The organism is Microcoleus sp. w2-18bC1 (assembly GCF_036700365.1).
GTDB lineage: Bacteria > Cyanobacteriota > Cyanobacteriia > Cyanobacteriales > Microcoleaceae > Microcoleus.
On the sequence record NZ_JAUBOS010000044.1, the window covers coordinates 27,671 to 49,241 of the forward strand.

General features: G+C 45.4%; 10 protein-coding genes. 6 read left to right on the top strand and 4 right to left on the bottom strand.

All coding sequences use genetic code 11. From position 1 onward, the window contains the following. Positions 1-56: 56 nt before the first annotated feature. Together QT979_RS20150 and QT979_RS20155 are read right to left on the bottom strand one after the other, a co-directional pair. The gene (locus QT979_RS20150; protein WP_333231997.1) at positions 57-1,085 is read right to left on the bottom strand and encodes a PleD family two-component system response regulator; all 1,029 of its coding nucleotides are present in this window, start codon (positions 1,083-1,085) and stop codon (positions 57-59) included. After that, positions 1,078-10,191 carry a PAS domain S-box protein gene (locus QT979_RS20155; RefSeq protein ID WP_333311500.1) on the bottom strand — a complete coding sequence of 3,038 codons (9,114 nt, stop codon included), beginning with the start codon at positions 10,189-10,191 and terminating at the stop codon, positions 1,078-1,080. Before QT979_RS20155 ends, QT979_RS20150 begins: the two co-directional genes overlap by 8 nt. 682 nt (positions 10,192-10,873) lie before the next feature. Here QT979_RS20155 and QT979_RS20160 point away from each other — a divergent pair. After that, positions 10,874-11,047 carry a hypothetical protein gene (locus QT979_RS20160; protein WP_333213300.1) on the top strand — a complete coding sequence of 58 codons (174 nt, stop codon included), beginning with the start codon at positions 10,874-10,876 and terminating at the stop codon, positions 11,045-11,047. 512 nt (positions 11,048-11,559) lie between these two features. Here the strand turns inward: QT979_RS20160 and ribE are convergent. Further along, a complete protein-coding gene (ribE, locus tag QT979_RS20165) occupies positions 11,560-12,273 on the bottom strand; it encodes a riboflavin synthase (protein WP_333150934.1) in 714 nt (237 codons plus the stop codon). 368 nt (positions 12,274-12,641) lie between these two features. On the opposite strand from ribE, the gene QT979_RS20170 reads away from it, so the two are divergent. The 4 genes from QT979_RS20170 (at position 12,642) to QT979_RS20185 (ending at position 18,847) form a co-directional block, all read left to right on the top strand. Continuing rightward, positions 12,642-13,148: a bifunctional nuclease family protein gene (locus tag QT979_RS20170; RefSeq protein ID WP_006635481.1), complete on the top strand. Its 507-nt coding sequence runs from the start codon at positions 12,642-12,644 to the stop codon at positions 13,146-13,148. A 5-nt stretch (positions 13,149-13,153) separates the two neighbouring features. Continuing rightward, the gene (locus QT979_RS20175; protein ID WP_333311501.1) at positions 13,154-14,284 is read left to right on the top strand and encodes an aldo/keto reductase; all 1,131 of its coding nucleotides are present in this window, start codon (positions 13,154-13,156) and stop codon (positions 14,282-14,284) included. A gap of 668 nt (positions 14,285-14,952) precedes the next feature. After that, positions 14,953-18,177: a PAS domain-containing protein gene (locus QT979_RS20180; RefSeq protein ID WP_333311502.1), complete on the top strand. Its 3,225-nt coding sequence runs from the start codon at positions 14,953-14,955 to the stop codon at positions 18,175-18,177. A 142-nt stretch (positions 18,178-18,319) separates the two neighbouring features. After that, positions 18,320-18,847, top strand: coding sequence for a hypothetical protein (locus tag QT979_RS20185; RefSeq protein ID WP_333213297.1), 528 nt, complete (start codon positions 18,320-18,322; stop codon positions 18,845-18,847). 38 nt (positions 18,848-18,885) lie between these two features. Here the strand turns inward: QT979_RS20185 and QT979_RS20190 are convergent, their stop codons facing one another. Continuing rightward, entirely contained in the window at positions 18,886-19,995 is a 1,110-nt protein-coding gene (locus QT979_RS20190; RefSeq protein ID WP_333311503.1) for an extracellular solute-binding protein, read from the bottom strand. Between the two features lie 782 nt (positions 19,996-20,777). Between QT979_RS20190 and QT979_RS20195 the strand changes: the two genes are divergently transcribed. Continuing rightward, positions 20,778-21,176, top strand: coding sequence for a hypothetical protein (locus tag QT979_RS20195; RefSeq protein WP_333213295.1), 399 nt, complete (start codon positions 20,778-20,780; stop codon positions 21,174-21,176). Positions 21,177-21,571 lie beyond the last annotated feature (395 nt).

Genomic DNA, 21,571 nt, shown 5'->3' on the forward strand with positions numbered 1-21,571 from the left:
AACACCTAAATCAATTTATCTGGGAAGCAAGTTGAGTTGAACTCAAAGCCTAATGATTAAAAAGTTTTCACAATTGAGCGGTTTCTCCCCTGCTCTTTAGCTTCATATAATACTTTATCAGCCGCAGCAATCAAGATTGAGGGGTCAGAGGTGTTCTGGGGAACTATACTGAAAACGCCCAGACTCAAGGTGACGTATTTATTAACAGCAGATTGAGCGTGGGCAATTTTAAGATTTAGCACTTCATTCCGCATCGCCTCAGCGACTTTTAGCGCTCCTTCAGCTTTTGTATTAGGTAGAATTACAGCGAATTCTTCACCTCCGTAACGAGCCAATATATCTGCCGGACGAATAGCACGGCTAATAGCTTGAGCGACTTGCTGTAGACAGAAATCCCCGGCTAAATGACCATAAGTATCATTATATTTTTTGAAATAATCAATGTCACCTAAAATCAAAGATAAGGGTAATTGATCTCGTGCCATCCGTTCCCACTCTTTATTGAAAGATTCATTAAACTGACGACGATTAGCGACTCCTGTTAAGCTATCTAAAGAGGCGAGACGCTGTAGCTTAATATTAGCTTCGACCAAAGCAGATTCAGCTTGTTTACGATCTTTAATTTCCTGTTGTAGCAATGTATTTTGCTCGGCGATTTTCTGTGCTTGCTTCTGAAGTTGGAGATAAAGATTGCGGATAATTAGTTGGTTTTTAATGCGAGCTAAAACTTCGGCTGACTGAAAGGGTTTGCTAATGTAATCTACCCCTCCAGCATCAAAGGCTTTTACTTTATCAAATACATCATCGAGAGCGCTGATAAAAATTACTGGAATCTCCGCTGTTTGTGGATGAGTTTTGAGCAACGAGGAAACCTCATAGCCATCCATTTCTGGCATCAAGATGTCAAGTAAAATCAGAGCGGGGGGAGAATTTTGGGCAACTTTTACAGCTAGCTGACCGTTAATTGCCTTCCGGACTTGATATCCAGACTCAGTAAGGATAGCGGACAAAACTCGGAGGTTGTCTGGATGATCGTCAACGATGAGGATATCCCCAATGGAAGCGGGTACTTGATGACTATTCATTAATAGATGCTCGGATTAGATCAAAAAGTATATCTAAGCGAAAGTTATTAACCAAATCTGTGAGGGTGTGTGCTAAACTTGCCTCGCTTTCGGGAATTTGGTCAATTAACTGCAATATTAACAGGTCGTTACCACAAAGCACCTCTTGTCGGAACTGTGCTATCCACTCAGAAGACATGATATTTAGATCCTCTGGTGTTAAGTTTCTCGGTGTTGCTGGCTGAGGTGAGCTATGCGACAAATCCTCTTGATAAAGATAACGGACTCCTAAGTGTTGAGCCATCTTGTCAAATAGTATCGACTCTCGGAAAGGCTTATGTATAAAGTCATCGCAGCCTGCTGTCATAATCTTGGCTCGATCTTCGTCAAAAGCACTAGCAGTTAAAGCAATAATTTTTGTTGCGTTGGTAGGTGATAAGTTGGCAGGTAAGTTGTGATTCTCTCCAGCTACTCCACTTTGCTGTTCCAAAGCTTTTATTTCTCTAGTTGCTTCGTAGCCGTCCATGACGGGCATTCGCATATCCATCCAGATTAGGTCCGGTTTCCAAGTTGACCACAAAGCGATCGCTTCTTGACCGTTAACCGCTTCTCGCAGTTCAAATCCTAACGGTTTAAGTATTTTTAAGAGCAACTGACGGTTCTCTTCGACATCCTCAACAACTAGAATGCGGTACACAGGTTGATTTGGCTCTAATCCAATAACCTGCTGGGTAATCGATAAACTCTTCTCATCAGGTTCAGCAACCTCGCTCGCGAGGATATCAAATGTGAAAATTGTGCCCTGACCGAGTTGACTGCTGACAGCAATTTCTCCTCCCATCATCTCTATAAATTGTTGGCTGATGGGTAAGCCTAACCCCGTTCCTTGCATCGATTTGCGACCTGCTTCTGTTTGGACAAAAGGGTCAAATAAATTATCCAGTTCATCGGGGGCAATGCCGGGGCCAGTGTCTTCAATTTCAAACAACAAATAGGTTTTGGATCTGAAGTTGTGGAGGTCAGATTTTTCGGATATCCGACCCTTTTTCACTCGCAATGCAATGTGACCGGAAGCAGTAAATTTTATGGCATTTCCCAAAAGATTAATTAAAACTTGACGCAATTTATTTTCGTCAGCTTGCACGTATTGGGGACTATTTGATGCTGGTAGTTCAAAAGTTAGCTGCAAGCCTTTGGAAATCGCTTTGAGTTTGAGCATCTGTTCTAAATCGTTCAGTAGCTGATACAGGTCAAAGCGATTTTCATTGAGCGTAGTTTGACCTGCTTCAATTTTAGCCATTGACAAAATATCGTTGATTAAATTGAGCAAATGTTCGCCACTACGATTGATGATTCTTAGCTGTTCTTTTTGCTCAGAGGCAACGGAACTACTGCGAACCATCACCTGGCTAAAACCGAGAATGGCGTTGAGAGGAGTACGCAGTTCGTGGCTCATGTTGGATAGGAAGCGGCTTTTAGCGATGGATGCAGCTTGGGCGGCTTGGAGCGCTTTTTGCAAGGCTGCTTCTGCCTTTGTGCGTTCGCGAAGCGCAGCTTGCTGTTCGCTGACATCTATGGCATGACCTACGGCACGAATTGCTTGTCCGTTGGCATCTCGCGCGATCGTACCATAATCGGACAGGTAAACGTAGTGACCATCTCGATGGCGAAGTCGGTATTCCAACACGTAATAACTTTGAGTTTCGTTCGCAAAGGCTTCAGATAGTTGCTGAGAAATTTTGGGGAAATCTTCTGGGTGAACGTGTTCGTTCCACCACTCGAACTTAGCTTCAGCTTCTTCAGGAAGGTATCCAACGAGTTCAAACAATCCCCGCGTTCGTAAAATGATATTCTGCTTGAGATCCCAGTCGTAAATAAATCCTTTTACTGCCGATGCTGCTAGTTGAAAACGCTCGTTGCTTTGTTGCAGCGCTTGCTCCATTTGCTTGCGATCGCTAATATCGAAAGCTAAACCTTGAAGCACTTGAGTCTTTCCGTCAGCGCAAAAAACGAGATTGGCTCGATCTCTGAGCCAGAGCGTTTTGCCATTGCAAGTTATCATGCGATACTCGACGCTCAATGGTTCTCCCGTAGAAATCGTGGTGCTGACAGCTTGCCAAACGCGATTGCGATCGTCTGGATGGACGTAGTTCGCCCAACTATTAAAAAAGCCAGCAGACCACTCTTCTGGAGGAACTTCCAGCAATTGTTGCAGTTGCGGGCTGATGTAAGCTTCTTCGGTTGTTGCCTCAAGCGGAGAGATATAAACGACTCCGGGAATTTGTTCGATTAAGGTGCGATATTTATACTCTGCCTGTTTGAGCTTTTCTTCTGCAAGTTTGCGATCGGTAATATCTAATATCACCCCATGCCAAACTTTAGAACCATCTTCGCGGCATTCGGGTTGAGCTTGGGCGCGCAGCCATCTTTGTTTTCCAGAAGGAGTTATATTGCGCCATTCAGAAGTGAGAGGTTGCACGTTTTGAACGGCGCGAACAACTGCTTCTTTATGCTGAGGTTCGTCTTCAGAAGAAAATTGCTTCAAAAGGGTACTTTGCTCTTCTAGTGCCTGCTCCGGCTCAATTTCAAACATATCTCGGCAACCGAGACTGATATATTCAAACTTGGCCGAACCATCGGGATAGTATCCATAGGAGTAAAGGGTTCCCGGAATGGTAGCCGTTAGGTGTTTGAGCCGACCTTCGCTAAGGCGCAGTGCTTCTTCTGCTCGTTTGCGATCGCTCACATCTTCGACAATGTACGACAATCTCGGACGGCCCTCAGAGCCAATGGTAATCGGGCAAACGCTGGCAGATAGCCACTTTTGCTCTGTAGGAGTTTCGTGAGCGTATTCAAATCGTACTGGAGCTTGAGTTTTTACAGCTTCCCAGTAATGGCTGAGCCAAAGTTGCAGGAGCGATCGCGGCATTCCCGATTTGCCAACTAAGTGATTCTGCATCGCCTCTGGGGTGCTGCCGAAGAACTGCGCGGTTGCTGGGTTCGCAGATAGATGCAAAAAGTCATCTTCATACAGCTCTACAATGCCCATCATCATGACGCTACTGTTGAAGAAAGCTCGCAAGGTAGACTCGCTCTGCCGCAACGCTGCTTCCATTTGTTTCAGTTCGGTGAGGTTACGCAGACTAACCACCACACTTGAAATAGTGCCATCTGCTTCAAAATAAGGAGCGTAGGTAGTGCTGACAAATTTCTCTTCGCCGTTGGGATATTTAACCCACAGTTCGTATTGGACAATTTCCCCAGTTAAACATCGATCTAGATTTGGTTTTAGTTGAGTTTCAAACAGGTCTGTACCCAAAACTTGACTAATAGCATTTCCGACTATCTCTTGCTCACGGCGCTGATGCCAAGTTAAGTATGCTTGATTAACAATTTGATAGGTATAATTGCGATTGATCAAACAAATTGCATCAGTAGTAGCAGCAACAATCTTTTCGTATCGTCGCAGGTTTTCTTCAGCAAGTTTGCGATCGGTGATATCTCTCCCTACTGCTTGCAATTCTACGAGCTGACCATTGTCATCAAATATGCCTCGGTTAATCCATTGCGTCCAACGTATTTTCCCGCAAACAATGACTCGATTTTCAACAGTAACAACTGAATTTTGCCAACTGATTTTATTGACGGATTGAGTGACATATTCTCGATCTTCCTCAAGCACAACGGGTTCGTAGTTACATCCCACAATTTCTTCCCGCTTTATGCCAAAAAATTGACAGTAAGCTTCGTTGACATAAGTAAAAGTGCCATTAGGTAATAACCGAGCAATGAGTTCTGTCTGATCTTCAAGAATGGCACGATAACGCGCTTCGCTTTGTCGCAGTGCCTCTTCTGCCTGTTTGCGAGCAGTTATATCAGCAAACGAGCAAACAACTCCCTTAGGAAGAGATTTATCAGATCGAAATATAGGTCGAGTATTAATGGAAATCCAGGTAAAACTACCATCTGGTTTGTGGACTCCCATCACCACGTTAGAGAAAGCTTTATTCGTTCGCAGCGTCACCATTGCCGGGTGTTCTTCTCCTGGGAATGGGGAACCGTCTTCGCGAACGGTTCGCCAAGCGGGATCGAGGGAAGTGCGCCCCATCATTTGCTTGCGAGACAAGCCCAAAATGCGTTTGGCACTGGCATTACAAGTACGAATCGCACCGTTGGCATCTTGCAAGACAATACCCTCGGCCATTGCTGCTATTACAGTACGGTACTGTTCTTCACTTTCTTGAAGCGCAGCTTGCGTTCGCTTGCGTTCGGTGATGTCGCGCACAAGACACACGACCTCATCGGCACCGCTGTTTACAATGCGCGTTTCGTAGCTGTAGATGCCATCCGGTTTTTGCAGGTCGTGTTCATAAATTTGTAGCGTTCCGGTTGCCGCTGCTGCCTGGAAACGTTCGAGCAAGTCGGTTTTAATTTGTTCGGGAATGGGGGTGTCCTGTAACTTTTTGCCAATTAGCGCTTCGCGCGGCATCAGTAAGGCACTCTCATTTCCCGCCACATCTAAATACGTGCCATCTACCCGATGCCGCACCATCAAATCGGGTATCGCACTCAAAAGCGCCTGCATTCGTTCTTCGCTTTGCCGCAGTGCGGCTTCCGTCCTCTTGAGTTCGGTAATATCTGTAGAAATACCGCACAAGCCATAAACATCGCCGTCAGAATTTTTTAGAGGAACTTTGGTCGATAAAACGTGATGCAACTCTCCATTACTATCGATTCCAATTTCCTCAAAGCGATGGACGACACCGCTGTTTGTCACGCGATCGCAAGTTTCTTTGTAAGCTAGAACAAATTCTTCAGCAAAAAATTTGCAATCGTTCGCTCCGATAATTTCAGATGCGCTATACCCAAAAAATTCCTCAGTTAAGCGATTGACATAGACGTAGGTGCCATTCAAATCTTTGATATAAATACAAGCACCTGCATTATCTAGGACGACTGATAGTTTAGCTTCGCTGCGCCGTAATTGGTCTTCTATTTGCTTGCGTTCCTCAATTTCCTGCTCTAATTGAGCATTTGTTTGAGTCAGTGCAGCCGTGCGTTCTTGTACCTGAGTTTCTAGAAGTTGATTGTAATCTTTTAAAAGTTGTTCTGATTGTTTGCGCTCGGTAATGTCAGTAAGAGTGCCGATGTAACCGATGATGTTATCATCAACATCTTTTTCCGCGATCGCTTGTGCCAATACCCAGATAATGGTGCCATCACGTCGCTGTAAGCGGAGTTCGCAGTAATAGGGAATGCCTTGTTGTACGAAGCTATACCAAGCAATAGTAACGCGATCGCGATCGTCTGGATATAGCCTTGTTGCCCAACCCTCACCGATTAATTCTCCTAAAGAAAGTCCAACCATCTCTAAACAGCGTTCGTTGCCGTACACGCAATAGCCTTGAGTATCGTTACGGAATATGCCGACAGGGGCAGTTTTCGCTAAAGTAGCAAAGCGTTGTTCGCTTTCCTGCAATGCTTTTTCTGCTTGTTTGCGTTCTGTAATGTTGGTAACAATTCCAGTGGCAAACCAGTAATCTTCAGACTTATGCTTTTTAGCGAGCAAAGTGTTAGATAACCAAAGCAAATTGCCATTTTTATGGCAGAATCGATACTCTATAGTTATTTGCCGTCCGGCATACAAATCTTGCATTGCTGGCAGAACGATTGCCTCAATATCTTCGGCAGGAACTCTAGAAAGCCACAAATTCGGATCGGCAGCAAATTCTCCTCCTTTGTAGCCAAGAATCTCCTCTCCATTGGGAGAATAGTAGTCGTATTCCCAGACTTTATCGGGATGGATGCGGGCAGAGGAAATAAAAGCGGCTGTATTGTCAAGCACTTCTTTGAGTCTGGTTTCCGATGCTTTCAGGGCAACTTGTGCTTGTTTGAGTTCGCGCAGCGCGGCTTGCCTTTCGGCAATTCCCTGCCGCAATTCCTTATTTGCTGTTGCGAGTAGGGCACTACGTTGTTTGACTCTGACTTCTAACTCGTCGCGAGCCTTTTCTAGAGCTGCTTCTGCAACTTTGCGGTCGCTGATATCGCGAGCGATCGCTAAAACCGATTGCACCGAGCCATCACTGCCAAACTCAGGCACCACACGAGAAGCATAATAAGTTAGCCCTGCAACAGATGGAATTTCGTATTCAATGTTTTGCTCGCAACCTGTTTTAAATACTTGTTCAATGGCTGTTCGCCAAAGATTAACTAACGAGTTGGGCGTACCCAACTCGTTAATAGTTTTACCGAGAAACGCGGCAGGAGGAATCCCGGATAGTCGTTCAACTATGGGATTGATATAGAGATAGCGACATTCCCGATCCAATCGCATGATAATGTCAGGCGCATTTTCTACTAAAGCGCGGAACTCTTGTTCTCGCTGTTGTAGAGCTGCCTCTGCTCTTTTGCGAGCAGTAATATCGATTGCTACCCCACCCACCAAAACTTCCCCCGATGAACTGGGCAGTGGAAACTTGTAAACCAAAAATTCGCCGATACTACCGTCTTCAAGGGGAGCAAGCTCAATCGCTTCGAGCGTTTGATTGGTTTCTACAACTTTGCAAATATTTTTTAAATATTCTTGAGTAAACTCTAGTGGATATATAGAGTCAAGAGCTATTTTGCTAACTAAATCTTTGGGCAAGTTGAATATACGGGAATAGGTTTGGTTGAAGTAGAGAAGTAGCCCATCTCTATCTGTAATCCAAGCAGCAGCGGGGCTGGCATTCATAAATGCTTGGAAGCGGGCTTCACTTTCTTTTAAGGCTGCTTCTGCCTGTTTGCGTTCGCTAATGTCGCGCAGAAAAACGGTAAAAACTTTTTCCTCTGACAATTCCAATTGAGAAATTGAGGCTTCAGCCGGAAATTCCGTACCATCTTTACGACGACCAATAATCTCGCCGCGCTTGCCCATCTTTCTTGCTGTTTGGGTAGATTGGGCAAATTGCCTTACCTGCTGCTGATGGTTTGCCGCAAAGCGTTCTGGCAAAAGTCGATCGAGTGTCTGACCGAGCATTTCCTCGGAAGTATAACCAAAAATCCGTTCCGCGCCCTGGTTGTATAAGGTAATTTGTTGGCTGGAGTCTACTGAGATAATGGCTTCGTCGGCAATGTCTAGAACCCCAGAGAGGCGTGCTTGAGAGGCTCGCAGTGCTTCCTCTGCGCGATAGCGATCGCTGATATCGCGAGCGCAGGCAAAATTGTATTCTTTCCCGTTAAATTCCAGGTAATTCAGCGTTATTTCAACGGGAATAACACTGCCATCTTTTCTGAAATGTTGAGAAGTAAATGAAAGTGTTTTCTGCTCTTTTAGTTCTTGCCAATGGTGCGGCCATACCTCAATGGGAAAATTGGGATCGGCATCCCAGACACGCATCGACAGCAACTCTTCGCGAGAATATCCTCTTTGCTCGCAGGCTGTTTGGTTCACCCGCAAAATTCTGGCATCGCGATCGACCCAGGCAAGGCCGAGAGAGGAGTGTTCGAGCGAAAAATCAGCCAGTTGCAGTTGTTCTTCTATTTGCTTGCGTTCGGTAATATCTTCAAAGAGATAAAGCCGTCCGAAATAGCGATCGCTATCGTCGCGAATTTGTGTCGAAAAACGACGAATCGTGCGCCCATCGCTAAAAGGAATTTCATCTTCAACAACGGCTCGATTCTCTTCACTTTGCAACGGTTTACAGGATTCGGCAAAAGCCGGAACATCTGCAAGTACGGGCAGGCAGTGAGGAACGATATCGTTGTTTTTTAGTTGACCCCGCTGCATCTGTTCTTCTAAGTGTTCGATACCCCAGATTTTGCAGAAGCGGTGATTGAAGTAGAGAATGGCATCGCTACGGTTATCTACAACAAAAAAAGCGAGTGGCGAAGCGTGAGTCATCGAACGCAGCAAAGTTTCTTTCCAGCGCAGCTCTGCTTCAGCCTTTTTGCTTTCTGTAATATCGGTAGAAGAACCGACCATTCTAATCGCATTGCCATCGTCATCCCACAATGCCTGACCGCGATCGAGAATCCATTTATAAGTCCCGTCTTTACATAAAATGCGGTGTTCGGTTTGGTAAAAAGGTGTTTTTTTAGTAAAGTGATTTTCGATTGTTTCCATTACCCAGGTAAAATCGTCTGGATGGACTCGTTTAGCCCATTCATCTAGATAGTGGGAAATTTCGCAGTCTTCATAACCCAGTATTTTCTTCCATCGCGCTGAGAAAAAGACTTCATTCGTTCTGACATTCCAATCCCAAATTCCATCTTTGTTACCCCGCAATGCTAACTGCCAGCGTTCTTCACTTTCTTTCAAAGCATTTTCAGCCTGCTTGCGCTCCGTGATATCCATGCTGACGCCAAGTAAGCGAGTGCGCGAATCGGGATCTACTAAAGGCGTTAAAGTGGTGAGAAAGCAACAACTCTGTTCTCCAAAAGGCAGATTCTCCTCGTAAGAGATTGTTTTGCCTTGCTGCAAACAGTCATGGTAGTGCGCTCGAATCGTAGTACCTGTATCGATGTCCCACAGTTCGTCCAGCCGTTTACCAATCCAATGCTCAGCCAAAGTTCCACTTGAGGTTTCAATGGCTCGATTCATGCTGACAACTTGAAACTCGCCATCCTCAAGCTGTTCCACCACCCAAATGGTGTCTGTCACGGAGTTATAAATGTTGCTTAAGAACTGCTCTCGCTCTTGAAGGGTTGCTTCTACCTTGATCCGCTCTCTAATTTCCTGCTCTAGTTCTCGATTAGCTGCCTCTAACTGTGCGGGACTGGGAAGCGCTAATACTTTTGGGATTAACGGCACCAGCACTATAGCTGTCACCACTGAAACCAATGCGGTGATGGCTTTGAGGCAGCCACTCAGCCAATAGGTAGGATGCCAAAGCGTCCAAATCTCCATCAGGTGAGTGGTGCCACAAGCGATGATAAAGGTGCTAAATAGCAGAAATATCCAAGGGTAGGGCAAATCTTGTCGCTTACGAACAAAATAGAGCAGCGTAATGGGAATTGAATAATAAGCCAGGGCAATCAGCGAGTCGGAAGCGATATGAAGACTCACCAATCCTGGCTTCCAGAGATAGCAATGCCCGTGAGGGATAAACGGTGCTATAGCAAAAAGGTTTTTCCAAAGTTCCAGCATTTTTTTCTAACTGCCATAACAACTTTTGCGATCGCCCTGGGAGGGTGACAACCCGCCTGAAATCTTTATGGAGTAAAGATTTTGCCCACTTATGCTACAAAAAGATAGGCAGCCGAATTGTTACAAGCTAGCTTAACGCAAAAATAATGTTACCCCATTGGTAACAAGTTAGAAGCGAGTAGATTTTGTCAATACCCCTTTGTGTAAGAAGAATATAATTAAATAATAATGATAGCAATACTCCGGATAGTTTTAAATCATCCTAATCTTCCTTCAGTCTTGTCTTATGGTACTCTGGCTGCTTAAAAACTGTCCGGAGTATTGCTAAACTCCTGTTATCAGGAATTAAAACTTGACACACGTTGATTCCCGTTTTTGCGCGATTTGCACGGCAACTGCACTGTCAAGAATCTAAGATCTGAATCTAAAACCTGAAATTACAGCACTTCCGGGTGTTATGAGGTACAATAAGAATAGATTAGAAAAACACACCACTGAAAGCATATTCAGTAGATTTGCTTTCCAAAAATAGTAGCAGCACATCAAGATCAGAAGCTGTCCATGAGAAAAACAGCAGCGATATTTTCCGTCAGTAAAAGCTCTTTTCAGAAACTGGTCAAGCAACAAAAAATTGAGGGGAATTTACAGCCCAAACGAGAGTGGTAAACCGAGATACAGTCATTTGAATAATTCCACAGCTTCTTTGAGAGAAATAGTGGCAGCACATCCCGATGCAACCTTACTAGAATTGTGTGAGTTATTTGCCCAGAAAACGGGAAATTGGGTGGGTAAAACAGCCATGTGTAACGCCTTACAAAAGTTGGGATTAAATCGTAAAAAAAACAGTGAGAAGTAGCCAATTCGGCACTGAAACAGTCATGGAATTAAAGTTATAGTATTGGGAAAAAGTCAAGCATATGGACCAAAAAAATCTAGTATTTTTAGATTAGACTGGAGTATTACGCTTGTTTAACCAGAACTCATGGACGTTCCCAAAGAGGAACGACAGCCTATGCGGTCAAACCTTTTTATCGTGGCAAGAAAGTCACAGTAATTGGTGCAATTAGTTTCCAGCGAGTAGTGGCATTAATCATGACCATAGACAACTCGATTGATAGCCAAGCATTTGAGGTGTTTATCGCTCAATGTGCTGTAAGATTTAGTAGGGTGGGTCTGCTTTGACCAGTAAATTATTAATATAATAATTCGCTCCTGATACCTTCTACAACTCAAAAACAGGTTCACCTGCCTGTTCCACAAACAGTGAGTTTTTTTGTGGGGTTGGCAGGATAACCCGCCCGTAAAAGGCTTATTGAGGATGGTGTAATATCTCAGATATTAGCAAGGTGCGCGATGCGTACCCACAGATTAGATAAATCCGTGTTCTGCTAAGAATTCTGGTGTAATTGTTCCCAAACTGTTGATTGTGGGGGTTTCTTCCCACGGTTCGGGATGAGATTTTGAGCCGCTGCGGAGAAATTTGGCGACATATTTGCCTAGAATATCTGCTTCTAAGTTTACTAAACTTCCTGGTTGCAAATAGCTGAGGTTTGTCTCACCAAAACTGTGGGGAATGACAGCAACTTCAAACCAATTGCCGTCAGCATCGCAATCGGCCACGGTTAAGCTGATGCCGTTGACGGCGATACTGCCCTTGGAAACGATGTAAGGTGCGATTTGACGTTGCCATCCCGAATTTGCTGTTGGTGGGGCAGTAAACCGCATCTCCCAAGCGTTCGCGGTTTGGGTTGATGTTGCTAAAGTGCCGATCGCATCTACGTGCCCCGTCACGAAATGTCCCCCCAATTTGCTACCGGCGCGCAGGGAGGTTTCTAGGTTCACCAAAGCATCGGGGAATGATCCCAGAGTTGTGCGCCGGAGAGTTTCTGGCGAAGCGACGGCGACAAAACCTTGCGGCAGAACTTCCACTACCGTCAAACAAACTCCATCCACGGCTACGCTGTCCCCAATGGCTAAATCTTGTAAAATCTGGTAGGAGTTGTTTGATGTGCAGGAAATTTGGAAATAATCGTTGCCTAGCGACTTCAGCTTTCCGAGAGATTGAATTAGTCCTGTAAACATAAGTATTTTTCCGTAGTCGATCGCTTATTTACATGAAACCATAGAGACAAACCATAGACAGGAGGTTTTGCCGTCCCCTCTCCCCCCGAGTCAATCTAAAATCTAAAATCTAAAATTGGAAATCGACAGTCCCCGATCCGTAGTTGATCGCTTATTTACATGAAACCACAGCCATAAACCAGACACAGCAGCTTTTGCCGTCCCCTCTCCCCCCGAGTCAATCGAAAATCTAAAATCTAAAATCTAAAATCGATAGTCCCAGATCTGTTGCAGATTCCGGCGAAGATCAAGTCATACTGGATTTAGGTGATCTTTATGTCCAAGTTCTCTACTGCCTTACAGTTTCTTAATTCTATGAGGCCGATCGAATGATTGAAATGAAAGTCGCTGGAATTGCCTTAGATGCAGCCACGCGCAGTCCTATTGTCCTATTGAGAGACGCTACGGAGCGACGGGCTTTGCCTATTTATATCGGTCAGGAGCAAGCAAAGGCTATTATTAGCGCGATCGAAGGCCACAAGCCTCCTCGGCCCTTAACTCACGATCTGATGGTCAATTTTTTAGAGGCATGGAGTCTTACCTTGGAGCGCATAGTTATTCACTCGCTGCAAGATAACACGTTCTATGCCGTCCTGATCGTCCGTCAGGGAGAAGTTAAAAAAGAGATCGATGCCCGACCTAGCGACGCGATCGCCCTGGCCCTGCGTACGAACTGCCCCATCTGGGTGATGGAAGAAGTCGTCGCTGATGCTTCGATACCGGTTGATCGAGATGCTGATGAGGCCGAACGCCGGGCCTTCCGGGAATTTATCTCAAACCTCCGTCCAGAGGATTTGATTAAGAGAAGCGGCTTCAGCCCAGGCGAAACTTCCTAAACTTTATGCGCTATCGACGGTTTGGCAAAACGGAGTTGCACCTGTCTGTATTTTCCTTGGGAACCATGCGCTATTTGGCTTCTGAGGAAACTGCCTGTCAGACTGTACAACAGGCGGTGTCTCAGGGAATCAATCACCTGGAAACGGCGGCAGGTTACGGTTTCAGCGAGGAATATCTTGGCGCGGCCCTTTCGGCTGGTTTGTCTGTCGATCGATCGCGCCTCCACGTCACTACAAAAATTTCCCCAACCGAGGATGCAGCAGCAATGGAACGCTGTATCGACGCATCCCTCAAACGTCTGAATTTAGACTATATCGATTGTCTGGCAATTCACGGTTTGAATACTTGGGAACATTTGGCGATTGTGCGATCGCCCACAGGCTGCATGGAATCTGTACGGAAAGCCCTGGCTGATGGTCGCATTCGGCACGTCGGCTTTTCGACTCACGGGCCTCTGGATCTGATTTTGGCTGCAATAAATACAGATTTGTTTGAATTTGTCAACCTGCATTATTACTATTTTTTTCAGCGCAACGCCCCGGCAATTGAACTCGCCCAAGACAAAGATATGGGCGTTTTCATCATTTCCCCAGCCGATAAAGGAGGGCAACTCTACACGCCCCCGGAAACACTCGCACAATTGTGCTCGCCTTTCTCGCCCTTAGAGTTAAACTATCGGTTTTTACTCAGCGATACTAGGATTGGGACTTTGAGTGTGGGGGCTGCAAATGCGACAGAATTAGAGCAACCTCTGAAATATTGCGATCGCGACTTTCCCCTCACCAACGCCGAAATCGCTGCGTTCGATCGGCTAGAATCGGCTATTGCAGACACTTTGAAAACCGACAAATGCAGCCAGTGCTATGCCTGTTTGCCTTGCCCGGAAAACATCAACATTCCCGAAGTATTGCGACTCCGCAATCTCGCTGTCGGGTTCGACATGACTGACTTTGGCAAATACCGCTACGCCATGTTTGAAAATGCTGGACACTGGTTTCCCGGCAGCAAAGGCAACCGCTGCACCGATTGCGGCGAATGTTTGCCCCGGTGTCCCGAAGAGTTAGACATCCCAACGTTGGTCAAAGATACTCACCAGCGACTCGGTGGCAAAGCAGGCAGGCGGTTGTGGGATTGAAAAAAATGTGAAGCAGGGAAAAGGCGATCGAGCGTATCTAAGTTTTGCAATAATTACGCTAAACTTGGGTTTAACCTTACATCTTGCACTATTCTCAAGAACAGGCTTTCCGGCCTGTTCCACAAAGAATTAATTTCTTGTGGGGAGTAGGGGTTGGGCAGGAGAGCCAGCCCATAAAAACCTTATTGAGAATGGTGCAACATCTCAGTTTAACTGAATTTACGATACAGTCGATCGAGAAACTACTTCGTTTTACGACTGTATGCGAGAGCATCCCGATTTTGCAAAAAGCGTTTTTGAGGAGTGCGAGTATCTTGCACAGCAAAGCTTACCTCTAACCGCGAACACTCCTGTGAAAGCACTCATTTGGATGTTCCGAACACACTTTAAATAGGAGCCGATACTATATGTAAAAGCAACTAAATAACACAATCTGATTAACACATAGAAACTGATTTCTTTGAGAATACCAGTCATTTTATTGTTTGCTTAGTTGGCGGTGGCGAGAGCGAACAATTTTATGATAAGTGATTAACCGAACTCGATATAAAATATAAAATCGTTCAACGGCTCGCTCACGCCGAAGTCTAAAATCTAAAATCTAAAATTAATTCCCTGTCCGATTAATTGATGGCCTGTCATCTACAACCGATCTCGCATCTACTACTATGGCTCATACTCAGTTAAACGACAGCCAGCAACATTGTCTGCAGCAAACTAAAGTTGCGACTTCCGAAAGAAGATTGAAAGCAGCTTTCAATCCGTCCACTTACAACTTGTCCGTCACCAGAAAACAGCTAATTGGACTGGTGGCTTTACAAACAATTTTGCCAGTTGGGCTAACGGGAGCAGCACTTTTGCTAACATCGGCCGTTGCAAACAATCAACTGCAAAATCAAGCAAAGTCAGAACTGAGCCTTAGTGAAATTAACTACAATCTCCAACTCGATCGCGCCACCGACCGTTTGCAAAACTCCTCTGACCGCAAAACGATCGCCCAAACAGCCTTAGCTTACAACAGTGGCAAAAAAGTATCAGATTTGCAAAAATCTGTCAAGCAAATTCTAGAAAATCAAGTCAAAACAGGGGAAATAGACAGCGCGGCATTAGTGGGAAAAAACAGGCAGATAGTGGTTAGCGTCAACTCCAACCAGAAGGGAAAAAGTTTTAACCTGCAAAAAATAGTCGATCGAGCATTTGGTGCAAAAAACCCAATTACAGCTACGGAAATCATTGCAAAATCGGAAGTTCAAGAACAATTTGGATCTTTGCCACGCGGAAAGGGATCTCGCCCTGTTCTCGTCCACTACGCAGCAATTCCCGTAAAAGATCCAAAAACTCAGACAGTGATTGCTGCCTTAGTGTTAGGAAAAATTATCAGCCAAACGTCGGCAGTTGCTAGCAGCGAAATGCTCAAGTTACAGGGTGGCGGATATCAGGCTATCTACGCACCGCTGGCTGACGGCAAATTTGTCTTGGCAAATTCGCAAGCAGTTACAAAAAAACAACAGTTACCAGACTTGCTGGCAGAAAAATCGCTGCTGAAATCTGCACTCGCCGCCGGCAAACCAGTCGCCGGAAACGTACAAATAGGCACTCAAACTTATACAGTAGCTGCCAAATCCCTTGGCAATTTAGCGGGAAAACCCGCAGCAATTTTAGTTCGGGGCATCCCGAAAACCTCGATCGCAACTTGGTGGGGCAACAACTGGTTGCTGGCAATGTCTGCGGCTGCCGTTGTCCCCTTCGCCTTGGGAGTTGCCGTCACTCGCCGGATTGCTAAACCCGCTAACTCAGATTTATCAACAGCAGACGGGAATTGGGCATTTAACTCCAGCGCCGAACCGCCGCAGCGATCGCGGACATTTGATATAATTTATGACAATTTAAATTTCGGCGAATTCCCCGATTTATTCCCTAAAAAATCGAGTTTAAACGGTAAATTAGCGGTCGATTTTCGATATAAAAAAAATCAGGGCGCTCTCCCGATCGCAAATCCCCACATCCCGCTCGCTTTCCAACCCCTAGAATTGCCCGAAAACTCCGTCTCAAACCAGTCGCGACAGGTAAATACAGAAAATACAGAATTAGAAAAAAGCGCGATCGCCTTAAATCTAGTCCAGGAAGCTTGGCAAGACTTAAATCGCCTCAACAGGGAATTGCAGCCAGAAATACTCGATCGCCAAAATACTCAAAAAGCCCTGCGAAAGAGCGAAGCACTGCTGCAAGCGATTTTAGACAACTCAACAGCAGTAATTTACATCAAAGATGTTGACGGAAAATACCTGCTCACCAACCGCCATTTTGACAATTTGTTCGACATCGCAAAAGAGCAAATAACAGGGAAAACCGATGGCGATATTTTTCCCCAAGACAAAGCAGCAGCCTTGCGAGAAAACGACCTGAAAGTTCTCGAATCCTGCTCGCCCCTAACCATCGAAGAACTCATCCCTCAAGACGACGGCCCGCACACTTATATTTCTCTGAAATTTCCCCTCTGCAACTCCGAAGGTAAAGTTTATGCAGTCGGTACAATTTCTACAGATGTGAGCGCTCGCAAACTTGCCGAACTCACCCTAGAAAAAGCCAAAGCAGAACTAGAAATAGAAGTCGAACAGCGCACCCTATTCCTCAAACAAGCCAACGAACTCTTGCGGTTTGAACTCGCAGCCAGAGTCCGCGGCGCCATCACCGTTAGACAAATGACGGCTCAGGTAGCCCGACACGCCCGAACAGTTGACGGGATTCTCGGCGCTTCTCTTGACCTAATTTTTCTAGTAGATCGATCGGGAAAATACACCTATGTCAGCCGCACCGCCGCTCAAGCTGCCGGCATGAACCCCAGAGAAATGATTGGCAAAACCTGGCAGGAATTAGGCTGGTCGCCAACAATTATGCAGCGGGTTCACCAAGAATGCCAGGGCATATTTGCCACAGCCGAACCCAAGAAAGGCGAAGTAATTGTCCCCACGGCAAACTGGGGAACCCGCGACTACGAGTACATTCTCAGCCCGGTTTGTGCGACAGACGGCAGCGTCGAAGCGGTGGTGGCGACGCTGCGAGATATCACCGAACGCAAAGACGCTGAGGAAGCGTGGCAGTTGGCCAAAGAAGCCGCAGAACTCGCCAACCGCGCCAAGAGTGCTTTTCTGGCAAACATGAGCCACGAGTTACGCACTCCCCTCAACGCGATTATCGGCTACAGCGATATGCTAGCGGAAGATGCCGAAGAGTTAGGCAACTTACAGGTTGTCTCGGATTTAGACAAAATTCGCACTGCTGGCAAACACTTGCTGCGGCTAATTGACGACATTCTCGACATTTCCAAAATTGAAGCTGACAAGATGGAGATTTACCTCGAAAGCTTCGATGTTGGAGGCTTAATCGAGGAGGTGATAACAACTATCAAACCGCTCATGGATAAAAACGGCAATACTTTGGAAGTATTGAGTTCTGCCAATGTCGGCGCGATGCACGGCGATTTGATGAAAGTGCGGCAGGTAATGCTGAATTTGCTCAGCAATGCTGCTAAATTTTCTGCTAATGGGGCGATCGTACTTACTGTCGAAAGAATTAGCAGTGAAGAATTAAAAAATAAATATCAACCGAGAGTTGCTCAAATGTTAATTTTGGATGCAGATTTTTTAATTTTCCGCGTGACGGATACGGGTATCGGCATGACACCAGAGCAGCAAGAGCGCCTGTTCCAACCTTTCACTCAAGCGGACAATTCAACTACTCGCAAGTACGGCGGTACGGGTTTGGGACTGACTATCAGTCAGCGTTTTTGTCAGATGATGGGCGGCGATATTGAAGTTTCTAGCGAGTTAGATTGCGGTTCTACTTTTACTGCTTGTCTGCCTGCTTCATTGTTTAAGCGATCGGAATTTTAACAACAATTATTGTCCCAGTTCACAGTAAGAACTTCAGCAATCAAAATTTATTTTGTGAATACTAAATTACTCACTACAAACCTATTTTACCGGGTTCGATATTAACAGATAACTTTTGTGAAAAATCGGCACTTACAAATTTATGAATTACCAAAACTTTCGCCACAATAATCAAGTTTTCCGCCGCAGGCACGGCATTTTGACAAAAAGTTTATTTTTGTTCCTGATAACGGGTTCTGCGTGCCTCGGAACCTTGCTGGGTGAGCAATCTGCGGCTTTTTCCCAGGAGCCTGTCTGCCCTACTGGCAGCGCTGCTAATTTCCCGTCGCCCCCGCTTTCGCAAACCGAAAAAAGCGTGCCGAGTCTGTGGTTAGCTCAAAAACTCTTTGGCGGCAAATTGCTCGATCGCTGGTTTGTCGATCCCGGTAATGCTTGGGTAATTATCATAGTCAACCGCCAACTTTGGAGTTTGCTCGATTATATGGAACGCTATCAGTTTGTTAACCGCTTTGGCACTGTCGCCAACGATTATGGTTACAATGTGCGAGTTTGCAACCGTCAAGGCACTGCTTTGGCAGTTTATTCGTGCAAGGGCGATCGGCTTAACTGTCGGATTGATTTAGAATCTCTCTCAAATCCAGGTCTTCGAGGAAGGGTGAAAGGCTTTTAGATTAGTGTCCTTATAAGAGCTATGTACCTCACTGTAATTTAACTTCTCACTACTTGCCTAGTTTCTTGCCAGAGCGATCGATACAGCGAGATCCCCGCATCCCCAAAAGGCAGCAGAAAGTCGCTAGCAGCAAGAATCTTAGCATCCGGCAACAACACAGAATTAGTGCGAACAGCTTCCGGCAAATCTTCGGATTTCATGCCGACAATTATCGGCGAACTAGCCTTAGCCAGCAAAGATAATTGAGGAGCAACCCGAGGCTGCAAGCAAAAATCAATCCATTTTTCCACTAAAGAAACTGGATTCCCTGATGCTGGTTGTACCCACAAATCCGTCCAAAGTGCAGTTCCCGAAACCGGAACTACTAAAGCAATATCCTTTTGAGTTTGCAGCAGCGGCAGCAAGTCCCCAGATGAACCTACAGCTAACCAAGTATCGCCTAAAATTAATGGTTGCAGGTAAGCGTCAGAACTATAAAATTTAACTTGTTGGTGCAGATTTGCTAGTTCTTTTTTAAGATTTGGGACTTGATCTAATTGCTGGGTATTGTAAGATTTGCCGAGTTTTTTTAATGTTAAACCGATAACTTCTCTGGGACTGTCCGGCAGAGAAATTCGATCGCGCAATTCGACTCGCCACAAGTCTTTCCAATCTGTCGGAGTCCACCCCAAAGCCTTAAATTTGTCGGTTCGATAGGCAATTACCGTACTTCCCCAGCGGTAAGGTGCAGCCCACACTTTACCTTGAGGATCTAATTTACCCTCATCGTTGCGCCTGACGAGTTTTTGCCATCTTTCGGGCAATTGTGGCCAATTAGCAAATTTAGCAGGATCGATCGGCTTAATCAATTTTTGCCTAATTGCTAAAGTCAGCCAGTAATCTCCCAACATCACCAAGTTAGCTTGATTTTTTGATTCGGGAACCCGTTTCCACTCCTGCAACAGGGCGAATAATTCTTTTAATTGTGCTTCTTGCGTTACCTGCAAAAGCGGAGACGGTTGTACATCCCGGCTAAATTTGCTTACCAGTTGGGCCGGAATACCGTTTTTGAGCGATCGAATTTTGAGAATGGGCTTCGAGTCGCACCCTGCCGCCAATTGACTTAAAGTTAGGGTGGCGGCCCCCAATAGCAAAGACCTTCGTTTCACCTGTGAATCCGCTTTTCTAAATATTGACCCATCGTTTTGTGTTCTACAGCCCGGGAAATAATTGTTTTTCGAGTCCGGTAGTGGGCGCCGATTTTGTCTTATTTCTTCCTCAAACACAGAGCCATTGTACTCGGTTCTGCTGCTAAGAGAGTCTGTTTGGCTCTTGCCCTGATTTTACATTCTAACTTGTCGATCGAGCTTTCCGATGCCAAAAACTCCTCAACTTAACGCCTAATTTCTCTGCTGCAAGTTCCTTTGAGCCTGTTGTGCTCGCCAGCCGGGTCGATCGACCGCATCTGTGTTACATTTTTTAATATAACGAAACAACAAGAGCGCTGCCATCTGCAGTTGGATGAGGCTTTTCACACAACCGAAGTAAAAAAATATTTTTAAATCGGCGACAGCTTAATAACTAAAAAAACTAAAAATTCATTCATCTGAATCCTGAAAGCACTGGCGAGAGCGCAGTCAATCTAATAGGACGCTCTGCGATCCGACTCTCAGAAACCCGACGTTTTAGCTCTGATTGAAGGTTTGAACGAAGTATGGGGGTTAACCCACCCGGTTCCTGTGTCCAAGACTATCTAAAATCTAAAATCTACAATCTACAATCGACTCACGAATGGCGAGCGATTATCTTCAAGCTGCCTCCCTAAATCTACCGTCAGGATTGGGAACACAACAATTACGTCAAAAATTAAATAATTTAGTGATAAATCCAAGTTATGTAAAGATTTACATAAAATGTAAAGATATTAAGTTACGAGCCAAAGGATGATTGTATGGAAGCGCTCCGCCAGCAAGTTACAGTATTGAGCCAACAAGTCGAGGCCCTCTACAAACTCATAGAAAACCTCAATGAAAAGCTCTTGGAGTCTGCCAAGGAGACGAAGCTGACCCAGCAACAGAGAAACGATCGCTCTGGAACGGTAGGAAATAACCAAACCTCGCCCTATCAAAGCTACAGCAGTCTCGACGGCCTCCTCGAACACAAGGACATACTGTTAGATGACAGCTACTTCGACAAGAATTCTCAAAGCTTGGAAAAAGAGCTGAGCGCAGAGATTCAAATCCAGCGTTTAACAGCTCAGCTAACAGCAGCTTACAATCGAATTGCCGCCTTGGAAGAACAGTTGCTCTCCAAAAGAATGCACTCGCAACATCTAGGCGGGCCTAATTAAATATTGCTAGCCGGGATTGGGTACTAATCAAAAAAAAATACAAGTTGCGTTGATTTATGCTCGTCTACTTATAGAGTTATTACAGAGAGTTTTTCCCGTCGGGAATTAACAGGAAGAATACTGCATGAAAGCGAGATATTGTGTAGAAATAGGAAGGCTATTTCTTTGGTGAACAAGATTTTTTTGACAAACCGCAGAGGGCGCAGAGGACGCAGAGAGATAGAAGAAAGAGCAGAAAGAGAAGAAAGAGAGAAGTTCACAAATCCGGCATCGATTCTTATAACTCAATACGCTTGGGTTAGTGCTAAAAACAGATCCTGCGTAGGTTGGGCCCGTGGAACGAACCCTCCGTTTCACTCCGCCCAACATTTTCGCTACAATTTTCCTTAACCCAA

Excerpts from the sequence above, each read along its gene's own strand:
- QT979_RS20175 (WP_333311501.1), top strand. The coding sequence starts at position 13,154 with ATGCGCTATCGACGGTTTGGCAAAACGGAGTTGCACCTGTCTGTATTT.
- QT979_RS20195 (WP_333213295.1), top strand. The coding sequence starts at position 20,778 with ATGGAAGCGCTCCGCCAGCAAGTTACAGTATTGAGCCAACAAGTCGAG.
- ribE (WP_333150934.1), bottom strand. The coding sequence starts at position 12,273 with ATGTTTACAGGACTAATTCAATCTCTCGGAAAGCTGAAGTCGCTAGGC.
- QT979_RS20185 (WP_333213297.1), top strand. The coding sequence starts at position 18,320 with ATGAATTACCAAAACTTTCGCCACAATAATCAAGTTTTCCGCCGCAGG.
- QT979_RS20170 (WP_006635481.1), top strand. The coding sequence starts at position 12,642 with ATGATTGAAATGAAAGTCGCTGGAATTGCCTTAGATGCAGCCACGCGC.
- QT979_RS20180 (WP_333311502.1), top strand. The coding sequence starts at position 14,953 with ATGGCTCATACTCAGTTAAACGACAGCCAGCAACATTGTCTGCAGCAA.
- QT979_RS20150 (WP_333231997.1), bottom strand. The coding sequence starts at position 1,085 with ATGAATAGTCATCAAGTACCCGCTTCCATTGGGGATATCCTCATCGTT.
- QT979_RS20155 (WP_333311500.1), bottom strand. The coding sequence starts at position 10,191 with ATGCTGGAACTTTGGAAAAACCTTTTTGCTATAGCACCGTTTATCCCT.